The following is an 18,063-nucleotide window of genomic DNA, read 5'->3' as shown; positions in this document are numbered from 1 at the left end:
CGGGGGTTTTTTATTGGCCGGCCGGCGTTACTTCGACGCGTTGACCATGTAGTCGACGGCTGCCTTCACGTCGGCGTCCGACGCGGTCGACCCGCCCTTCGGCGGCATCGCGCCCTTGCCGTGCAGCGCGTAGTTGTAGACCGTGTCCATCGAGTCCTTCAGGCGTGGCGCCCAGTCGTCCTTGCTGCCGAACTTCGGCGCGCCGAGCACGCCTGCCGCGTGGCAGGCCTGGCAGGTCGACGTGTACAGCGCCTTGCCGGCCGTTGCGGCATCGGCGCTGGCCGGTGCGGCGGCGGGCTGTTCGCCGGGCTTCGGGAGCGCGGCGATCGCAGCCATCGCGGCGGCGGCCTGCGCGTTCGACGCATCGACGCCCGACGCGTCGGCGCCCGATGCGGCGGCGGCGGCGGGTGCCGCGTTGGCGGCCGGTGCGGCCGGTTCGGGGAAGTTCGCACCGTCGTTGTTCGCCATGTAGACGATCGCGCGGGCGATTTCATAGTCGCTGACGTCGTCGGGGCTCGTGCCGCCGCGCGGCGGCATCGCGCCCTTGCCGGACAGGGCCGTCTTCAGCAGCGTGTCGAAGCCTTGCGAGATGCGCGGCGCCCAGTCGTCCTTGTTGCCGAACTTCGGCGCGCCGGCGGCGCCCGTGCCGTGGCAGGTCACGCAGACGGCCTTGTAGACTTCCTCGCCCGTCTTGAACGTGCGGGGCGCGTTGGCGTCCTTCACGTCGACTTGCGCGAGCGGTGCGATACGCGCGGCGACCTGCTCGTCGGATAGTGCGTCCGTGCCGGCGCCGGAACGGAGCGCATGGTTCGCATAGTTGGCGAGCAGGATGATCAGGACGATCGGAATCGCGAACGACGCGATGATGACGGCAATCAGCTGCCCGGGGGTTTTGACGGGAGATTCGTGGGATGCTTCGCTCATGCTTGCCTCGTCTCCATGAATAGGAATTGTGAGCGCGGTGCAACGGCAAAATGGCAGTCCAATTAAGCTCGGACGATTATAGACGGAACGTTTACATCACGGCGAGCGGCACGATGGCGCGTGTTTACCCGCACGCAGCGGGCCCCGGCGGGGATTCGGCGGGCAAGGTGGACGCGTCATGGGAAACCGGGTATCCTTGCCGTCTTGCCAATTGTGGGCGGCCTGTATATTGGGGTCGCTTCACTGTCTCACGCGCCCGTAGCTCAATGGATAGAGTACTGCCCTCCGAAGGCAGGGGTTGCTGGTTCGATCCCAGCCGGGCGCGCCAAAACATGCCTGTTCAGGCTCTCGGCGGTTTCGCCGCATCGTCGTTGTCCCGCTTGCAGTAACGTCCCGCCCGGTTGGTGGCTGTCGCTCGCTCGACCTGCCGAAAGTGCTCGAGGCCGTGTCGCGCCGCCACGCCGCTGTGCGAGAATCGTCCGCAACGACCACTCCAAGCGTTGATCGCGGCGGCCGTCCGTGCATCGCGCCGACTCCCGATGGCTGCCATTCCGTCTACCTTGATCGCAGTCGATGCCCGTGCGCTGACCGACGCGCAGCAGGCGCTGCTCGCGCGTCTGCAAGCCTATTCCCCCGACGATCCGAATGCGCCGCTGCCGTACAGCCGACGCCTCGCCGACGCCGAAGGCTGGTCGCACGCGCACACGCTGGCCGTGATCGACGAATACAAGCGCTTCGCGTTTCTCGCGCAAGCGGCCGGGCACCCGGTCACGCCGTCGGTCACGGTCGATGCCGCCTGGCATTTCCATCTCCAGTACACGCTCGAATACTGGGACGTCTTCTGCGCCGGCGTGCTGCGCGCGCGGTTGCATCACATGCCCGGCACGGGTGCGCCGGACGAGGCCGCCGTGTACGCGCAGCGCTATCGCGACACGCTCGACAGCTATCGCCGGCTGTTCGGCTGCGAGCCGCCTGAGTCGATCTGGCCGCCGCTCGCGAGCCAGCCCGCCGTATCCGGATCGCCGGAGCCGGCCTTGCCGGCTGAGGGCCGGCAGGAAGAAGCGGATCCGCCGTCCGTCCCGCCCGCCAGCAGAACCTGGCGCAACCGGCTGCCGAAACTCGTGTGGCCGGCGGCTGCCGCGAGCGTCGCCGCGACCTGCGCATCGGCGCAGGACTTCGACGTGCTGAACTACACCGGGCCGCAGTTTCTCGCGCTCTACGTGCCGGCCTGCGTCGTCGCGTTGTTGCTGATCGCGGGCCTGCAATGGATCGAGTACCGGTGGCGGCGCTGGGGCAAGCGCACCCGCAAGACGTCCGACGAACTGACGGTCGATGAAGCCGCCTTTCTCACCGGCGGCGAAGCGCGGCTCGCGCAGGTGGTGACGATGTCGCTCGCGCATGCGGGCGCGGTCGAATTGCGATCCGTCCCGAAGCACGGCGCGTATGTGAAGATCGGCGACCTGCAGCGCGCGGGCCCGTACGACGACCATTGTTCGTGGCTGAGCGAGCAGCCGGACGGCGAAGTGCGCTATAGCGCGTTTCGCCAGCGGCTCGCGCGGTATGCACAGGAACTGGCCGACGGGCTGCGTGCACAGGGCTGGCTGTGGGCGCCCGGCGAGATGCGAGCGTCGCGGCTGGCCGCCCGTGCGATCGTGCTGCTCGTGCTTGGCACCGGCGCCGCGAAACTCGCGGTCGGGCTGAGCCGCGGTCGGCCGGTGCTGCTGCTCGTCATCTGCATGGCGGTGTTCGCGATTGCGTACCGGATTCTCGTGCGGCGCCTGACGGGCTTCGGGCAGGGCGGGACGACGGCCGCCGGACAGGCGGCGCTCGTCGCGCGCCGGATCTCGCACGATGCGCGCGCCGTGCACGACGCGGGCGTGGTGCGGGATGCCGCTGGCACACCCGACGCGCGCAACGGCGAGCGCGCAGCGGCGGACGACCTGTTGTGGACCGCCGCGCTGTTCGGCGCAGGCGCGCTGGCCGGTACCGCGTGGGCCGCGTACTCGGGCATCGTGCTGGCGCCGTCGCTGTTCGGGGCCGGAGCGGTGAGGACCGGCGGCGGTTCGAGCTCGTCGGACAGCAGCTGTTCGTCGTCGAGTTGCAGTTCGTCGAGTTCGTGCAGTTCCAGCTCCAGTTCCAGCTCATGCAGCTCGAGCAGTTGCGGCGGGTGTTCGTCGAGCAACTGAGCGTGAGTGGTGTGGGGCGCCGACTGATGGCGGGCAGCGCGTCGCAGGCGGCGCCGCGATAACACGCCGTCGGGTCGGCTGAGCCCTGCCGACGGAACGGGTTGACCGGATCGGGGCGACCGTTTCTGCGGAAGCCGACGCCGGGGCGCCGAGATGAAAAAATACGCCGGCTTCGGACGCCGAAGGTGACCCTATTCCGACGCCTGGAGCACCTAGGCCACCGATTCGGGATCAAGCCAGCCCCATCGACGGAACAGAAGTCAGAACGCCGTTCTTATTCATTGTCGATCGTTGCCGCGCGCTTTCTATACTGCATCGTCCACGATCGCGGCCGATGTGCCGCATCGTTTCCCACTCCCGAACCGAGCGGTCTCGGCATCCAGCCGATGCGCCGGCACACTTGCGAGCGCGAATGAACGTTACGACTTCCGACGACTTTATTGGCGTGCTGCCCAACCACCCGTGGGCGCAGCATTTCATCGTGATGGGCTACCGGGATGGCGCTTTTTCGGCTATTCCGAACAATTTTTTTCGCAACTGGCTCGACGAAGAGGCACATCTCGGCACCTTTCATATCGGCCGTTGCTCGATGCTCGGCGTGGGCTCGATCGCGAAGTACGACGAGGCGCAGCAGAAACTCGTGATCGGCAAGAACGTGGCCGGCGGAATGCGCCTGCGATTCCTGCTGAACGGTCAGCACGAGATCCGGACCATTTCCACGACGCTGTTCAGCATCTACGGCAACGGCCTCAACAATGCGTCGATGCCGCAGTACCCCGATACCGTGATCCACAACGACGTCTGGATCGGCGATGAAGCGCTGTTCCTTGGCGGCAGCCAGATCGAAAGCGGATGCGTGATCGGCGCGCGGACCGTCGTTCCGCCCAATTTCCGCACCGAGGCTTACGGGATCTATGCGGGCTCGCCGGCCCGGCTGGTTCGTTTCCGCTTCACGGAGAAAGTGCGCGAACAACTGCTGCAGCTCGCGTGGTGGGACATGCCGCTCGACTGGATCAAGCAGAACAACGACGCGTTTCTGGTCGATCTCGATGCCGACGAAGGGCGTGCGCTCGACACGCTCGCGGCGCTCAAGGAGGCCAAGGACCGTGCAGTGAACGAGTCCGTGCAACCGGCCGCTGCACCGACGCCTATCTAACCGTCCGTTCGCGATGCGCGGCGCGCATCGCCGCATGACATGACGCCTGCTTCCGACGAATCCGCGCTCGTTCAACACGCCGCGACCCTGTGCCAGAACGGACGGTTTGCCGACGCGCTGTCGCTCGTCGCGCCGCTGCTCGACGGGCCGGCGCCGGCCATTGCGGTGCTGCACGTCGCGGCCGTCTGCGCGCTCGGACTGACCCGGCTGGCCGACGCGGAAGCCTGGTGGCGGCGCGCGATAGACGCGATGCCGACGTTCGATCCGCCGTACGACGGTCTCGGCGCGCTGCTCGTGTCGCAGGGGCGCCTTCCGGAAGCCGAGGCGATCCTGCGCCGGCAGCTCGCGTCCGTCACGCAGTTGCACGCGTCGCACCATCACCGGTTCGGCAAGGTGCTCGAAGCGCTCGGCCGGCTTGATGAAGCCGAGCAGGCGTTCGGGCAGGCGCTGCTGATCGAGCCGCGGTCCGCCGACGTGCTGACCGATCTCGGCAATGTGCTCCGTGTCCTCGGCCGGCCGGCCGAGGCGGAACTCGCCTACCGGCTCGCGATTGCCGTGCGCGCCGACCACGCGCTCGCCCATGCGAATCTCGGCGCGATCCTCGTCGACATGCAGCGGCTGCCGGAAGCGGAAGCGGCCAGCCGGCAGGCGCTCGCGCTGTGCGCGGACCACCCGGAAGCGCATTACAACCTCGGCGTCGCGCTGCAGAATCTCGATCGCCTGCCCGAAGCGGAAGCGGCCTATCGCGACGCGATCCGCTGCCGCCCCGGCCTGCCGCAGCCGCACAACAATCTCGGCTGCGTCGTGCGCGCGCAGGGCCGCCACGACGAAGCGATGGCTGCCTTTGCCGATGCGCTCGCGCTTGCGCCGGACATGGCCGAAGTGCACTACAACCTCGGCACGACGTTCGCGCATGCCGACCGCCACGACGACGCCGAACGTGCGTACCGCCGCGCGCTCGAGCTGCGCGCCGACTATGACGACGCGCGTTTCGGGCTGGCGACGCTGCTGCTCGGCCTCGGCCGCTTCGAGGAAGGCTGGCGGCGCTACGAATCGCGCTACGAGCAGTCGGCCTTCGTGCATCGCCGGACCCGCGAGGTGCTGCAGTGTGCGCAGTGGCAGGGCGAGCCGCTTGCCGGCAAGACGCTGCTCGTCTGGCAGGAGGACGGCCTGGGCGACATGTTGCAGTTCAGTCGCTATTTCGCGGAGTTTCGCGCACGGCACGCGTCGCGCGTCGTGTTCGCGTGCCAGCCCGCGCTGCATCGGCTGATGGAGACGGTCGACGGCGTCGACGAAGTGCTCGATCACGACGCAGCCGCGGCGCGCGCCGCGCAATTCGATTACTGGACGAGCCTGCTGAGCGCGCCGATGCACGTGGGCACGACGCTCGACACGATTCCGCCGCCGGTGCGGCTCGCGCCCGACCCGGCCCGCGTCGCGCGCTGGCGCGCGCGCCTCGATGCGCTGCCGGCCGGCCCGCGCGTCGGGCTCGTGTGGAAAGGCAATCCGAAGCATCACAACGATGCGCATCGCTCGCTGCCGTCGCTCGCGTTGCTGACGCCGCTGTGGAGCGTGCCGGGTGTGAGTTTCGTGAGCCTGCAGAAGGGGCAGGGCGAGGACGAGGCGCGCCAGCCGCCGGGCGGCCTGCCGTTGCTGCATCTGGGCTCGGAGATCGACGATTTCGCCGATACGGCCGCGATCGTCGCGCAGCTCGATCTCGTGGTGTGCGTCGACACGTCCACCGCGCACCTGGCCGCGTCGCTCGGCAAGCCTTGCTGGGTGTTGCTGCCGAATCAGGACGTGGACTGGCGCTGGATGCACGACCGCGAGGATTCGCCGTGGTATCCGGGCACGGTGCGGCTGTTCCGGCGCGGGCGCGACGACAACTGGATCCGGATGGCCGAGCGCATGCGCGAGGCGTTCGCGGCGCATTTCGCGGTACGTCGCGCGGCGGCGGACGAAACGGCTCGCACCGCCTGACCAGATGGCGCGTGCCGCGCGGGCGCGGCGACACGGCATACTGCGGGGAACGCGGTTATGCCGCCCCCGCATTTCAGATCAATCGAGGCCCTCGTGGAAAACATCGTCATCGTCGGCTCGTCCGGTCACGCAAAGGTCGTGATCGACATCGTCGAACAGGCCGGCCAGTACCGGATCGCCGGGCTGATCGACGCGTTCCGGCCCCGCGGCGAGGAGACGCTCGGCTACCCGGTGCTGGGCACCGAGCGCGACCTGCCGGACCTGATCGCCGTGCACGGAATCGCCGGGCTGCTGGTCGCCATTGGCGACAACCACGCGCGCGAGAAAGTGACGGCCGATCTCGCGGCGCTCGTGCCCGGCTTGCCGTGCGTGTCGGCCGTGCATCCGGCCGCCCGCATCGGCAAGGCGTCGACGATCGGCGCGGGCACGGTCGTGATGGCCGGCGTGGTGATCAATCCGTGCTGCACGATCGGCGACGGGTGCATCGTCAACACGAATGCGTCGCTCGACCACGACGGCGTGATGGAGGATTTCTCGAGCCTCGCGCCAGGCGTCGTCACGGGCGGCAACTGCCGGATCGGCCAGGGCGCGGCGATCGGCCTCGGCGCGATGCTGCGGCACCGGATCGCGGTCGGCGAGCACAGCGTCGTCGGCGCGGGCGCGGTCGTGCTGCGCGACGTCGAGCCGTACACGGTCGCGTACGGCAATCCGGCGCGCCGGATCCGCGCGCGCGCGGTCGGCGAGCGCTACCTGTAGGCGCCGCGCGTCAGTGCGCGATCAGCTCGACGATACGGCGGACCATGTCGTCGGTGAGCGCCGGGTAGATCGGCAGGCACAGCACCTTGCGCGCGGCTTCCGACGCGACGGGCAGGTTGTCGCGGTTCGCGGACGGGAGCCCGCGATACATCGGGAATTCCGAAATCAGCGGATGGAAGTAGCGGCGCGCGTACACGTCGTAGTCGCGCAGCTTCTGATACAGCGCGTCGCGATCGAGCGGATAGTCTTCGTCGACGAGGATCGCGAAGTACGCGTGGTTCGCGACGGTCTGGCCGCCGAGCGGCACGCAGCGAATGCCGCGCACGTCGGCCAGCAGCGTGCGGTACAGCGTGTCGATTTCGCGGCGGCGCGCGAGTGCGCCGTCGATGTGCTGCAGCTGGAGCATCCCGAAGGCGGCGTTGATCTCGCTCATCTTGCCGTTGATGCCGGGCGCGACGACCGTGACTTCGTCGACGAAACCGAAGTTCTTCAGGTGGTCGATCCGTTGCTTGGTCTTCGCGTCCGGGCAGATGATCGCGCCGCCTTCGAACGTGTTGAACACCTTCGTCGCGTGGAAGCTCAGCACCGACAGGTCGCCGTGGGTGAGCACGCTGCCGCTGGCGTTTTGCACACCGAACGCATGTGCGGCGTCGTAGATCACGCGCAGGTTGTAGTTGTCGGCGATCTTCTGGATCGCGTCGACGTCGCACGGGTTGCCGTAGCAGTGCACGGGCAGGATCGCGGTGGTTTGCGGCGTGATCGCCGCCTCGATGCGCGCGGGGTCGAGATTGAGCGTGCCGGGCGTGACGTCGACGAACACCGGCTTGATGCCGTTCCACAGCAGCGAATGCGCGGTTGCGACGAACGAGTACGGCGTCGTGATCACCTCGCCGGTGATGCGCAGCGCCTGCAGCGCGGTGACGAGCGCGAGCGTGCCGTTCGCGAACAGCGACAGGTAAGGCACGCCGAGATACTCGCACAGCGCGCGTTCGAACTGCTGGTGGAACGGGCCGCCGTTGGTCAGCGTCCGGCTCTCCCAGATCTTTTCGAGATAGGGCAGGAATTCCGCGAGCGGCGGAAGGTGCGGCTGCGTGACGTAGATGCGTTCGTGCGGCAGTTGCGCGACGGACGACGCGGGCAGGCTGGCGGTCATGGTGATCTCTCTCGGTGACGCGTGGAGCTCAGGCCTCGGCCGCGGCCTGTGCGGTGGCCGTGTCGTCGAACAGCGGCGTGTCGAATGCGGTGACGGGTTCGTCCGCGCACCAGCGGGTCCACATCGTGCGCAGCGCCGACGACAAGCCGGCCGCGACGACGGCCGGCCGGAACGCGGCGGATTGCAAGCAGCGCGCACGCAGGCCCGTGCGCAGCGCCTGCAGCGCGGCGGTGTCGTGGCCGAGGGCCAGCGCCTTCGCGACGAAATCGTCTTCGTCCGTCGCGATGTATTCGTCGAGCCCGACGTGCTGCAGCCAGCCCGCGCTGCCACGCCCGGCCATCGTCGCGCCGGGGAGCGTCACGGTCGGCACGCCCATCCACAGCCCGTTCAGCGTGGTCGTCGAACCGGTGTACGGGAACGTGTCGAGGCAGAGATCGACGCCGTGGTGCTGCTGCATGAAGACCGGAATGTTCGAGCGGCGGTGAAACGTCAGGCGGCCGGCATCGATGCCCGCGGCGGCGAACCATTCGGTCAGCGCGCCCTGGTCGCGGTCGTTGCTGATCGCGCCGAGCGCCATGCGCGCGGTCGGGTCTGCATGCAGCACGCGCGCCCAGACCTCGATCACGTGCGAACTCAGCTTGTTCAGGCGGTTGAAGCTGGCGTAGGTCGTATAACCGTTGTGGAGCGCCGGCAGCACGTTGACGGGCGGGCAGTTCGGCGGTGGCATGAACGGCGCGATCGCGGGCAGCCGCACGATCTGCTCGACGAACTGGTCGTCGAATGCGCCGTGCGGCGCGACGAAGCGGTCCGTCAGGTAGTAGTCCATCTTGCTGAGGCCGGTCGTGGCCGGATAGCCGATCCAGGACGCCTGAACTGGCGCCGCGCGCTGCGCCAGCGCGACGAGTCGGTTGCGGCCGGTATGGCCCGACAGGTCGATCACGATGTCGATGCGGTCGTTGCGCACGCGTTCGAGGAAGGCCTGGTCGCTCATGCCGGCGACGTTGCGCCACGTCGTGGCGTGGGCCTTGAAGCGCTCGGACGTCTGATCTTCCTCGAAGTGATTGTGATAGAAGTGCATCGCAATGCCGGAATCGGTCGCGAGCTGCTCGATCACGGGCACCGCGTAGGAGGCGACCGCGTGGCTGAACAGGTCGCCCGACACGAAGCCGACCTGCAGCTTGCGCGCCGGGTCGCGTGGGTTCGAGAACACGGCCGCGCGGTTGCGCTTGTGGTTGTCGTAGCGCTGGCCGAACTTGCGGTGTTCCGCGACGAGCGTCTGCGGAGCGAATTCGCTGCTGTGCGCGATACAGAACAGCATGCTGCTGTGGGTGATGCTGTCGGTCGGGTTGATTTCGATCGAGCGCTTCAGCCAGCCCACCGCTTCCTGCGTGGCGCCCAGTTCGAGCAGCACGAAGCCGAGCGTGCTCATCGGGGCGGCCGCGCCGGGTGCGAGTTCGACTGCGCGCCGGCAGGCCGCGATCGCTTCGTCTGTGCGGCGCATCGCGAACAGCACGAGCGCGCGGACCCGCATCGCCTCAGGGTGATCCGGCTGGAGCTCGAACAGGCGCTGACACTGTTCGTCGGCTTCCGCGAGACGGTTCATTGCCCGCAACGTATCGGCGAGCAGGATGCGCACGAGCACTTCGTTCGGCAGCAAGGCGACCGTACGCAGGCCGGCCTCGATCATCTCCGCGAAGCGGCCTTCCCGGTGATGCGATGCGGACAGCGCGCGCCAGCATGAGCCGTCTTCCGGGTAGTCGGCGACCAGTTGCCGCGCAAGCGCGGTGGCTTCCGCGTGCTTGTTTTTGTCGAACAGCGCCGCGTGCTTTTGCAGCAGCGTCTGGCTGGGGCGGCGGACAGGTTTGCCGGCGTCGTTCCGCCCGGCCGGGCCGGCCGCGGTTTCCAGGACGATCGCCGTATCGATGCCGCTTGGGGCGACGGCGACCGCCGCAGTCGCGAGCACGATGTCGGGCGACGCCAACTGCGCGATCAGGCCGTCCAGTGCCGGGCCGTGCACGCCGCGCTGTTGCGCGATCTCGACGGCGATCCATGCAGCGGCCGTTTGTCCGCTGCGATGCAGCGCGTGGATGTAGCTGACCCAGTAGTAGCCGTTGGCCGGATTCGAGCCGATGGCGGCTTCGAAATGCGGTATCGCGTCAGCCGGGCGGCCCGTATCGACCATCAGCACCGCGAGGTTGTAGTGCGCGTCCCCATGCGTGGGCATTGCGTCGAGGATCGCCTCGTACAGCGCCTGCGCGTCGTCGAATGCGCCGCTGCGCTGGCGTTCGAGCGCGTTGTCCAGGACGAGCGCGATGTCCTGCGCAAGCTGCTGTTCGGGTGTGAGCGTGGCGGAGGCGGACAGGTCGAACGAGGGCATGATGAAATCTGCGGAGAGTCGGTCGATACCATTATGGGTAGCGTGCCGCCGCGCCGATGCCGCGAGGTGACGGTAAAAGCCCGGTCAGTTTGGCCGATTGAACGGGTGGCCGCGGCACCGGGCGACGCGGCCGGCAGTGGGCAAAAAAACGCCCGCGCGAGGCGGGCGGAGGCGAACGAGCACGCCCTCACATCAGCGTGTAGTTCTTGTTGTCGGGTTGTCGGCGCGCGCGATCGGGCGCGGCGCGTGGCGCGTGTGCGGCGTGCCTTAGCGGTTCGCGATGGTCTGGTACTGGCCGACGGCCTGCACGCGGCTCATCGCCGCCTGGTATTCGTCGGTCAGTTCCTGCTGCGCGCGTTGCGCGTCGGCGAAGATGCGGTCGTTGCTGGTCTGCATGCGGCGGATCGCGGCGATGCCGTCGGGCTGCTGGACGGCTGCGAGCAACGCGACCAGCGACCAGCGCGCATCGACGAGGCGCACTGCCTCGTTCCAGTCGGCTATCGCGGCCGCGTGTTCGATCGCATCGGTGAGTGCGTCGATCTGCGCAATCAGTTCAGTCTGTTCCATCTGGACTCTCCTGTCCGGCTAGCGATCAGCCCTTGTTGGTCGACATTGCACCGGCGCTGTTCGTGCCGCCGAACAGCTGCGTCAGGTATTGCGAGTTGCTGTTCATCGTCGCCATCAGCGTGTTGAGCGCGGTGAACTGGGCCTGGTACTGGGTGGACAACTGCGCGACGTAGTTCGACAGATTCGACTGCTGCTGCGTGACGCTCTTCAGGTCGTTGTTGAGCGCCGTCGTGCGCGCGGCGATCAGTCCGTTCGTCTGCGTGTAGTTCGTGATGTTGGTCGTCAGCTGCTGACCAATCCCGGTCTTGGAGTTGAACAGGGTCGCAACGCCGGACGGGTTGCTCTGCAGCGCGCCGTTGAGCGCCGTGTTGTTGACCTGCAGCGTGCCGTCGGCCTGCAGCGTGACGCCGATCGAAGCGAGGTTGATCGTCGAGCTGCTGCCATTCGCACCGCTGCCGCTCACGCCGCTTGCGACGATCGACGCGAGTGCGTTGTTGATCGTATTCAGCGTCGAGTCGCCGAGCAGCGGGCCTTGCGACGATGCGCCGGACGTGAAGCTCGACAGCGAGCCCATCGTCGTGACGAGCGTGTTGTACAGCGTCGCGAAGTTGTTGATCGCGGCTGCCTGGGATTTGGTGTCGGCCGCGACCGTCAGCGTCTGGGTCTGGCTCGCATTGACGGCGGCCGTGGTCAGGTTCAGCGTGACGCCGGTGATCGCGCTCGTCACTGTATTGCTCGCGCTCGTGCCGGCGATGCCGTTGATCGTGAATGCGGCGTCCTGCGCGGCCGTGCTTTGCTTCCATGCGGCGCCGCTGTTCGCGGACGTGAAGGTCGACTGCCCGCCCGTCGTGCTGGCCGTCGACGTGACGCCGAGGCTGGACAGGCCGTTGTCGCCGGACACGTTGCTGAGCGCGACGCTGATCGTGTTCGCCGCGCCGGTCGGCGTCGAGCTGAGCACGAGGTGCGCGCCGTCGCTGCCGTTGACGACCGATGCGACGATGCCCGGGTTGCCGGTCGTGTTGTTGATCGCGGCGGCGATGCCGGACAGCGTGTTGTTCGCGCTGTTCACGTTGACCGTGAACGACTGGCTGCCGAGCGACAGCGTCATCGTGCCGGTGCCGAGCGCCGTCGACGAACCGAAGGCGGCCGACGACAACGATTGCGACGTCGCGATCTGCGTGACGCCGAGCGAATAGCTGCCGGCGACGGCGCCGGCGCCCGCGGTCGCGGTGACGCCGGTGCCGCTTGTGGTCGCGGTGAAGGTGTTCTGCAGCGAGCCGTTCGACAGCGTCGTGAGGCTGGCCTGCAATGCGCTCAGCGCGGCCGAAAGGGCGCCGTACGCGGAAATCTGGGTGTTGTCGCTGCTCTGCTGCGCGCTGAGCGCGGCAGCCTGACCGGCGGTCTTCGCATTGACGAGTGCCGTCACGAGCGAGTTGACGTCCATCGACGAGTTGCCGGTCGAGCCGCTGATGATCGATTGGGCAGCCTGCTGCAGCTGGCTGTTGGCCGAGCTGTTGGCGGCGGTGACGGCGGAATTGATCGTCGACATCGTATTGCTCCGTGCGGCGGATGATCCGTGGAATTCTGGGTGAAGACCCGGCGGCGGGGCAAGGCCCCGCGCGCCAAGTGCTTGCGGCCGGGCCACGCGTTACGCGAGGCCCGGCCGCGGGTTGCTACGCGATTACTGCAGGAGCTTCAGGACCTGCTGCGGCAGCGAGTTCGCCTGTGCGAGCACCGAGATGCCTGCTTGCTGCAGCACCTGGTTCTTCGACATGTTCGCGGTTTCCTGCGCGAAGTTCGCGTCGGTGATCTGCGACTGTGCCGACGACAGGTCGGTCGATTCTGCCTGCTGCGACGTTGCGATTGCCGTGAAGCGGTTTTGCGCCGCGCCCAGCTGTGCCTGAACGTTGTTCACCGTTTGCAGCGCGTTGTCGATCGACACCATCGCGACGTTTGCACCACTGACCGTGCTGATGTCGAGGCCCGACACGGTTGCCGGCTTGTTGACGGCGTTGATCTGCGCAACGGCGTTCGTGATCGCGGTGAGCGACGCTGCCGACATGCTCGAGCTGGTTGCGCTCGCCTGGATCGACAGGGCACCGACTGCCGTGCCCGCGCCGGTCGTTGCGCTTGCGCCGAACACGGACTGTGCAACGGTTTGCGCGATGGCCCCGCCGTTCTGGTCGGTGAACGTGTAGCCACCTTGACCGTCCGACAGCACGTTGATCGCGGTGATCGCTGCGCCCGACGACGTGTACACGCCGGCGGTGTCGAGGCTCAGGCCCGTCACCGTGCCGACCGTCTGGCCCTTCTGCACCAGGCCGCCGCCGATCTTCGCGGCCGACATGCTTTGGCTCAGATCCAGCGTGATCGTCTGGCCGACGTTCGCGCCGACCTGGAACGACACGATGCCAGCGTTGCCGTTCAGGATGTTCGTGCCGTTGTACGTCGTTTGCGACGCGATACGGTTCACTTCCTGGATCTGCTGCGCGACTTCCTGTTGCAGTGCTGCCTGGTCGGTCGTGGACATCGTGCCCGTCGACGCCTGGACGGCCAGCTGGCGGATACGTTGCAGGCTGTTCGTCAGCGACGACAGTGCGCTCGATGCCGTTTGAATCATCGACACGCCGTCGTTGGCGTTCGACACGCCCTGGTTCAGACCGTTGATCTGCGTCTGCATCCGGGTCGAGATCGCGAGGCCTGCTGCGTCGTCCGCTGCGCTGTTGATGCGCTTGCCCGACGACAGGCGGGTGATTGCCTGCGACAGGGCGTTTTGCGAGCCGCTGAGGTTCTGCTGTGCAACCAGCGAATTGATGTTGCTGTTAATTCCGAGCATGGAAAATCTCCTGTTTAAGCCGAAAGCCCTGGAAAGCCGTTTTTGGCGTCGGCGGAAGCACTCGTTCATTGCTGGCCGCCTCAGAGCAGGATTTCGGCGTACCAAAACAAAACTTGAGGGGCGCGTTGAGATTCGGCCCGATTTTTTATCCTTCTTTGTCATTTCGGATGGGGCCGGCCGTACGGCCCGGTTAACGGGGGCAGAGACCGGCTTGCCGACGGAGTGACAACGCTGTGCGCACGGAATCGACAAAAGGATGGTTTTGTCTGTGATTCCCTGATATGATGGCGGGCTGAATTGAGATTTTCTGTCACGCCTTTGCCGTTTTCGGCATGTTTGCTGGCAGTCAAACGCGGCGCTGCACGCGGTTGTGAAGCGTACTCGCGGTGCTTTCCGCCTCTCTTTTCCGGCCTCCGAGGCCGTATTTCCGCTCGTTTCGCCTGTTGTGGGGACGCTCGGATGGCCGGTGCGTGGCGCTTGGCCGCTACGTTTTTGACCGTATAAGCAATTTAGGAACGACATGACGACGATTCTTCTGAAAGAAAACGAGCCGTTCGAAGTGGCGATTCGCCGCTTTCGTCGCGCTATCGAAAAAAACGGCCTGATCGCTGAACTGCGCGAGCGCCAGTCTTACGAAAAGCCGACCGCAGTCCGCAAGCGCAAGAAGGCAGCAGCCGTCAAGCGCCTGCACAAGCGCCTGCGCAGCCAGATGCTGCCGAAGAAGCTCCACTAAGAGCGTCTTCTGGTTCGCCGCGAAACGGCGGAGTGTGCTTCGAAAGAAGCCGCTCCGCCGTTTTGCTTTTGGGGGCCGGGAAAGGCCTGGGGCCGCGGCGTCGCCGGGCGAATCGCCCGCGTACGCAAGCGACGCGGCGAAGCTGGCTAGGGCGGCGACCAGGCAGCATGGGAGAGCGGGAAGGCGGGCGAAGCCGGCAATCATGGCGAATGAGCAATAACGAAAGTAAGAATCATTCGCATTGAGTTAAAATGCCGCGCATCGTAACGACACCCGTCGAACGCGCAACTCTTCCATGCCGTGCGCAAGGGCATCCGGCCTCGCCTGGGGCGGCCGGCTCTTGTGCGGCGCCTGACATCAAATGACCTGGATCCCGCCGAATCGGGGCCGCCGCTCGTGCCGGCCCGCTTACCGTTTGCTGTGCCCGCGATGAATGCGTTCCTGCGACCGTTTCTCGTTCGTCTGCATCGCTGGTTCGGCCTGGCCATCGCGCTGTTCCTGTTCGTCGCGGGGCTCACCGGTGCGCTGATCGCGTGGGATCACGAGCTCGATGCGGCGCTGAACCCGGATTTCTACGTCGCTCGCAGCGGCGCGGCGCCGCTTGCGCCGCTCGCGCTTGCGGCACGTATCGAGGCCGCCGACCCGCGCGTGCAGGTGACCTACCTGCCGCTGGCGGTCGAACCGGGGCATACGCTGCAGGCGGGTGTGATGCCGCGCACCGATCCGGCGACCGGCCGGCCGCACGCGCTCGATTTCAGCCAGATCGCCGTCGACCCCGCGACCGGTGCGGTGCAGGGCCGCCGCGAATGGGGGGCGCTATCGGTCGCGCGGCTCGACCTGATGCCGTTCATCTACCGGTTGCACTACTCGCTGTTCCTGCCCGAGTACGGCGGGATCAACTTCGGGTTCTGGGTGATGGGCGTGGTCGGCATCGTGTGGGCGATCGACAGCCTGATCGCACTCGTGCTCGCGTTTCCGAACCTGAAAAGCTGGCGCAAGTCGTTCGCGTTCCGCGTGCGGCGCGGCGGTTATCCCCTCGTGTTCGACCTGCACCGCTCGGGCGCCGTCTGGGTGTGGGGGCTGCTGCTTGTCGTTGCGGTCACATCGATCTCGATGAATCTCGGCAATCCGCTCGTGCGACCGCTCGTGTCGATGTTCTCGCTGCTCGCCGAAACGCCTTACACGAATCCCGAGCACTTCCCGCCCGCACCGCCGGGCAGCAAGGTGCTGCCGCGCGAGCGGATCGTCGAGATCGCGCGTTCGGCCGGGCGCGACGCGGGGATCGCCGCGCCGCCCGGCGCGCTGCTGTTCGCGCCGGCGATGAATGTCTATGCGGTCGGGTTCTTCACGCCCGGCAACGACCACGGCGACGTCGGGCTCGGCAATGCGTGGCTTTACTGGGACGCGGTGACCGGCAAGCCCGTCGCCACCCAGGTGCCGGGCCGCGGCTCGGCCGGCGACCTGTTCATGCAGGCACAGTTTCCGTTGCACTCGGGGCGGATCGCCGGCGTCGCGGGCCGCGTCGCGGTGAGCGTGCTCGGCGTCGTCATCGCGATGCTGAGCGTGACGGGCATCTGCATCTGGGTGAAGAAGCGCAGCGCGCGCGTGCGGGCCGCGCGGAGCACGCGGGCAGCCGTGCCGGCGTCGTCGCGCGCCGCGCGGTAGGCGGACGGCGGGACAGCTGCGGGGCAGGGGCGACGGGTGGGGGGGGGCGGCGGGGGCCGGCGCCGTCAGCCCGCCTTGCGCCGGCGTGCCGGCTGTTTGCCGCCGAGCGCCGCGCATGGCGCGTGGCACGGGCAATCGACCTCGTGATCGTTGACCATGCCGGTCGCCTGCATCAGTGCGTAGCAGATCGTCGAACCGACGAACTTGCAGCCGTACGCCTTCAGCGCCTTGCTGAGCGCGTCGGACTGCTCGGTCGACGCGGGTGCGTCGCGGTACGACTGCCACGCGTTCTGGACCGGCGTGTCGCCGACGAACGACCACAGGAACGCGGCGAGCGACCCGTGCTCGTCGCGGATGCGCTGCACGGCGCGCGCGTTGTTCACCGCGGATTCGACCTTTGCGCGGTTGCGTACGATGCCGGGGTTCTCCAGCAATTTTTCGATGCGCTTCGGCGTGAAGCGCGCGACGGCGTCGACATCGAAATCGGCGAATGCCTCGCGATAACCCGCGCGCTTGTTCAGGATCGTCGACCAGGACAGCCCGGCCTGCGCGCCTTCGAGGATCAGCATTTCGAACAGGTGGCGATCGTCGTGCGACGGCCGCCCCCACTCGGTATCGTGATAGTGAGCGTCCGCTTCCGTCTTCACCCAGTTGCACCGCTGCGACATCGTCTGCCTCGTTTTCAGTGTCGATTCGATCGCGCCAGCATAGCGGAAGCCCTTTTCACGGGATAGCCGGCCGAACGGCAGATGGGCGCACGGCGCCGATCCGGTTAAGCTTGGCGCCTGTTCGAATCAGCGGGATGAAGGCATGACGGCATTACTTTTTGCGATCGGTATCGACGGCGGCGGCTCGGGCACCCGCGCGGTGCTGGCGGACCGGCAGGGGCGCGAGCTCGCGCAGGGGCGCGGCGGCCCGTCGGGGCTCGGTCTCGGTATCGAGCGCGCGTGGGCGTCGATCGGCGCGGCCTGCGCGGACGCATTCACGCAAGCCGGTTTCGCGTTCGAATGGTCGCAGTGCGCGCTCGGCTGCGGGCTTGCGGGCGTCAACAATGCGGCGTGGCTCGCCGCGTTCCGCGCGCAGGCGCCGCTCGGTGCGCTCGCGGTCGAGAGCGACGCCTATACGACCGTCGTCGGCGCGCACGGCGGCGCGCCGGGGCTCATCGTCGCGCTCGGCACCGGCAGCATCGCGGCGGCGCTCGATGCGGCCGGCGCCTGCCGGATCGCCGGAGGTTTCGGCTTTCCGTCCGGTGACGAGGCGAGCGGCGCGTGGCTCGGCGTGCGCGCGCTCGCGTACGCGCAACAGGCGCTCGACGGCCGCGTGCCGCGGGATGCATTCGCCGACGCGCTGCTCGCGGAAACGGGCGCGCAGGATCGCGACGCGCTCGTCCAGTGGTCGTGCGATGCGAACCAGACGATCTACGCGCGCCTCGCGCCGATCGTGTTCGCGCACCGCTCGCATCCCGTCGCGAGCGCGCTGATCGCGCAGGCGGGCGACGAGATCGGCAAGATGATCGATGCGCTCGATCCGCAGCAGGCACTGCCGGTCGCGCTGTGCGGCGGGTTGGCGGACGCGCTTGCACCGGCCGTGCCGGCGCGCCACGCCGCGCGGCTGCGCGCGCCGCTCGACGATTCCGCGCACGGCGCGCTGCGGCTCGCGCTGCAGGCGCTGCGGGCGGCGGAGGGCGGTTGAAGGTGGTGGACGGCGGTTGACGATGCGCTGAAGCAGGG

The 18,063-nt window shown here is 67.6% G+C and carries 14 protein-coding genes and 1 tRNA gene; 8 read left to right on the top strand and 7 right to left on the bottom strand.

Features of this window, described 5'->3' with window-relative positions; all coding sequences use genetic code 11:
- Positions 1-27: 27 nt before the first annotated feature.
- Complete coding sequence (locus ACTRWB_RS29290; RefSeq protein ID WP_446903898.1) at positions 28-924, bottom strand: c-type cytochrome; 897 nt, start codon at positions 922-924, stop codon at positions 28-30.
- Positions 925-1,176: 252 nt separating this feature from the next.
- On the opposite strand from ACTRWB_RS29290, the gene ACTRWB_RS29285 reads away from it, so the two are divergent.
- The 5 genes from ACTRWB_RS29285 to ACTRWB_RS29265 all read left to right on the top strand — a co-directional run bounded on the left by ACTRWB_RS29285 (position 1,177) and on the right by ACTRWB_RS29265 (position 7,002).
- Positions 1,177-1,252, top strand: a tRNA-Arg gene (locus tag ACTRWB_RS29285).
- 211 nt (positions 1,253-1,463) lie between these two features.
- A complete protein-coding gene (locus ACTRWB_RS29280) occupies positions 1,464-3,110 on the top strand; it encodes a TIGR04222 domain-containing membrane protein (RefSeq protein ID WP_446903897.1) in 1,647 nt (548 codons plus the stop codon).
- A gap of 412 nt (positions 3,111-3,522) precedes the next feature.
- The gene (locus ACTRWB_RS29275) at positions 3,523-4,266 is read left to right on the top strand and encodes an acetyltransferase (RefSeq protein ID WP_446903896.1); all 744 of its coding nucleotides are present in this window, start codon (positions 3,523-3,525) and stop codon (positions 4,264-4,266) included.
- Between the two features lie 39 nt (positions 4,267-4,305).
- Positions 4,306-6,246: a tetratricopeptide repeat protein gene (locus ACTRWB_RS29270; protein ID WP_446903895.1), complete on the top strand. Its 1,941-nt coding sequence runs from the start codon at positions 4,306-4,308 to the stop codon at positions 6,244-6,246.
- Between the two features lie 93 nt (positions 6,247-6,339).
- On the top strand, positions 6,340-7,002 hold the full coding sequence (locus ACTRWB_RS29265) for an acetyltransferase (RefSeq protein WP_446903894.1): 663 nt from the start codon (positions 6,340-6,342) through the stop codon (positions 7,000-7,002).
- Positions 7,003-7,012: 10 nt separating this feature from the next.
- Here the strand turns inward: ACTRWB_RS29265 and vioA are convergent, their stop codons facing one another.
- From vioA to ACTRWB_RS29240, 5 genes are all read right to left on the bottom strand, one after another.
- Positions 7,013-8,155, bottom strand: a complete 1,143-nt coding sequence (gene vioA, locus ACTRWB_RS29260) for a dTDP-4-amino-4,6-dideoxy-D-glucose aminotransferase VioA (protein WP_129513435.1) — start codon at positions 8,153-8,155, stop codon at positions 7,013-7,015.
- 28 nt (positions 8,156-8,183) lie between these two features.
- The gene (locus ACTRWB_RS29255) at positions 8,184-10,532 is read right to left on the bottom strand and encodes a tetratricopeptide repeat protein (RefSeq protein WP_446903893.1); all 2,349 of its coding nucleotides are present in this window, start codon (positions 10,530-10,532) and stop codon (positions 8,184-8,186) included.
- Between the two features lie 267 nt (positions 10,533-10,799).
- On the bottom strand, positions 10,800-11,099 hold the full coding sequence (locus ACTRWB_RS29250) for a flagellar protein FliT (RefSeq protein ID WP_412022652.1): 300 nt from the start codon (positions 11,097-11,099) through the stop codon (positions 10,800-10,802).
- Positions 11,100-11,124: 25 nt separating this feature from the next.
- Positions 11,125-12,648: a flagellar filament capping protein FliD gene (gene fliD, locus ACTRWB_RS29245; RefSeq protein WP_446903892.1), complete on the bottom strand. Its 1,524-nt coding sequence runs from the start codon at positions 12,646-12,648 to the stop codon at positions 11,125-11,127.
- Between the two features lie 132 nt (positions 12,649-12,780).
- Complete coding sequence (locus ACTRWB_RS29240) at positions 12,781-13,935, bottom strand: flagellin (RefSeq protein ID WP_446903891.1); 1,155 nt, start codon at positions 13,933-13,935, stop codon at positions 12,781-12,783.
- A gap of 520 nt (positions 13,936-14,455) precedes the next feature.
- Here ACTRWB_RS29240 and rpsU point away from each other — a divergent pair.
- Positions 14,456-14,668 (top strand): 30S ribosomal protein S21, encoded by a 213-nt coding sequence (gene rpsU, locus ACTRWB_RS29235; RefSeq protein ID WP_006401410.1) that lies wholly within the window; start codon positions 14,456-14,458, stop codon positions 14,666-14,668.
- 429 nt (positions 14,669-15,097) lie between these two features.
- Positions 15,098-16,333, top strand: coding sequence for a PepSY-associated TM helix domain-containing protein (locus ACTRWB_RS29230; RefSeq protein WP_446903890.1), 1,236 nt, complete (start codon positions 15,098-15,100; stop codon positions 16,331-16,333).
- Between the two features lie 65 nt (positions 16,334-16,398).
- Here ACTRWB_RS29230 and ACTRWB_RS29225 read toward each other — a convergent pair whose 3' ends face one another.
- Positions 16,399-17,001, bottom strand: coding sequence for a DNA-3-methyladenine glycosylase I (locus ACTRWB_RS29225; protein ID WP_446903889.1), 603 nt, complete (start codon positions 16,999-17,001; stop codon positions 16,399-16,401).
- 142 nt (positions 17,002-17,143) lie between these two features.
- Here ACTRWB_RS29225 and ACTRWB_RS29220 point away from each other — a divergent pair, with 142 nt between their 5' ends.
- Positions 17,144-18,025 (top strand): BadF/BadG/BcrA/BcrD ATPase family protein, encoded by an 882-nt coding sequence (locus tag ACTRWB_RS29220; RefSeq protein ID WP_193097437.1) that lies wholly within the window; start codon positions 17,144-17,146, stop codon positions 18,023-18,025.
- The last annotated feature ends 38 nt before the right edge of the window (positions 18,026-18,063 follow it).

The organism is Burkholderia sp. YIM B11467 (assembly GCF_052952715.1).
Note: the sequence above shows the minus strand (reverse complement) of the source record. Positions and strands in the feature narration are given on the sequence as shown.

Excerpts from the sequence above, each read along its gene's own strand:
- ACTRWB_RS29240 (WP_446903891.1), bottom strand. The coding sequence starts at position 13,935 with ATGCTCGGAATTAACAGCAACATCAATTCGCTGGTTGCACAGCAGAAC.
- rpsU (WP_006401410.1), top strand. The coding sequence starts at position 14,456 with ATGACGACGATTCTTCTGAAAGAAAACGAGCCGTTCGAAGTGGCGATT.
- ACTRWB_RS29250 (WP_412022652.1), bottom strand. The coding sequence starts at position 11,099 with ATGGAACAGACTGAACTGATTGCGCAGATCGACGCACTCACCGATGCG.
- vioA (WP_129513435.1), bottom strand. The coding sequence starts at position 8,155 with ATGACCGCCAGCCTGCCCGCGTCGTCCGTCGCGCAACTGCCGCACGAA.
- ACTRWB_RS29225 (WP_446903889.1), bottom strand. The coding sequence starts at position 17,001 with ATGTCGCAGCGGTGCAACTGGGTGAAGACGGAAGCGGACGCTCACTAT.
- ACTRWB_RS29270 (WP_446903895.1), top strand. The coding sequence starts at position 4,306 with ATGACGCCTGCTTCCGACGAATCCGCGCTCGTTCAACACGCCGCGACC.
- ACTRWB_RS29290 (WP_446903898.1), bottom strand. The coding sequence starts at position 924 with ATGAGCGAAGCATCCCACGAATCTCCCGTCAAAACCCCCGGGCAGCTG.
- ACTRWB_RS29280 (WP_446903897.1), top strand. The coding sequence starts at position 1,464 with ATGGCTGCCATTCCGTCTACCTTGATCGCAGTCGATGCCCGTGCGCTG.
- ACTRWB_RS29230 (WP_446903890.1), top strand. The coding sequence starts at position 15,098 with ATGAATGCGTTCCTGCGACCGTTTCTCGTTCGTCTGCATCGCTGGTTC.
- fliD (WP_446903892.1), bottom strand. The coding sequence starts at position 12,648 with ATGTCGACGATCAATTCCGCCGTCACCGCCGCCAACAGCTCGGCCAAC.
- ACTRWB_RS29275 (WP_446903896.1), top strand. The coding sequence starts at position 3,523 with ATGAACGTTACGACTTCCGACGACTTTATTGGCGTGCTGCCCAACCAC.
- ACTRWB_RS29255 (WP_446903893.1), bottom strand. The coding sequence starts at position 10,532 with ATGCCCTCGTTCGACCTGTCCGCCTCCGCCACGCTCACACCCGAACAG.
- ACTRWB_RS29220 (WP_193097437.1), top strand. The coding sequence starts at position 17,144 with ATGACGGCATTACTTTTTGCGATCGGTATCGACGGCGGCGGCTCGGGC.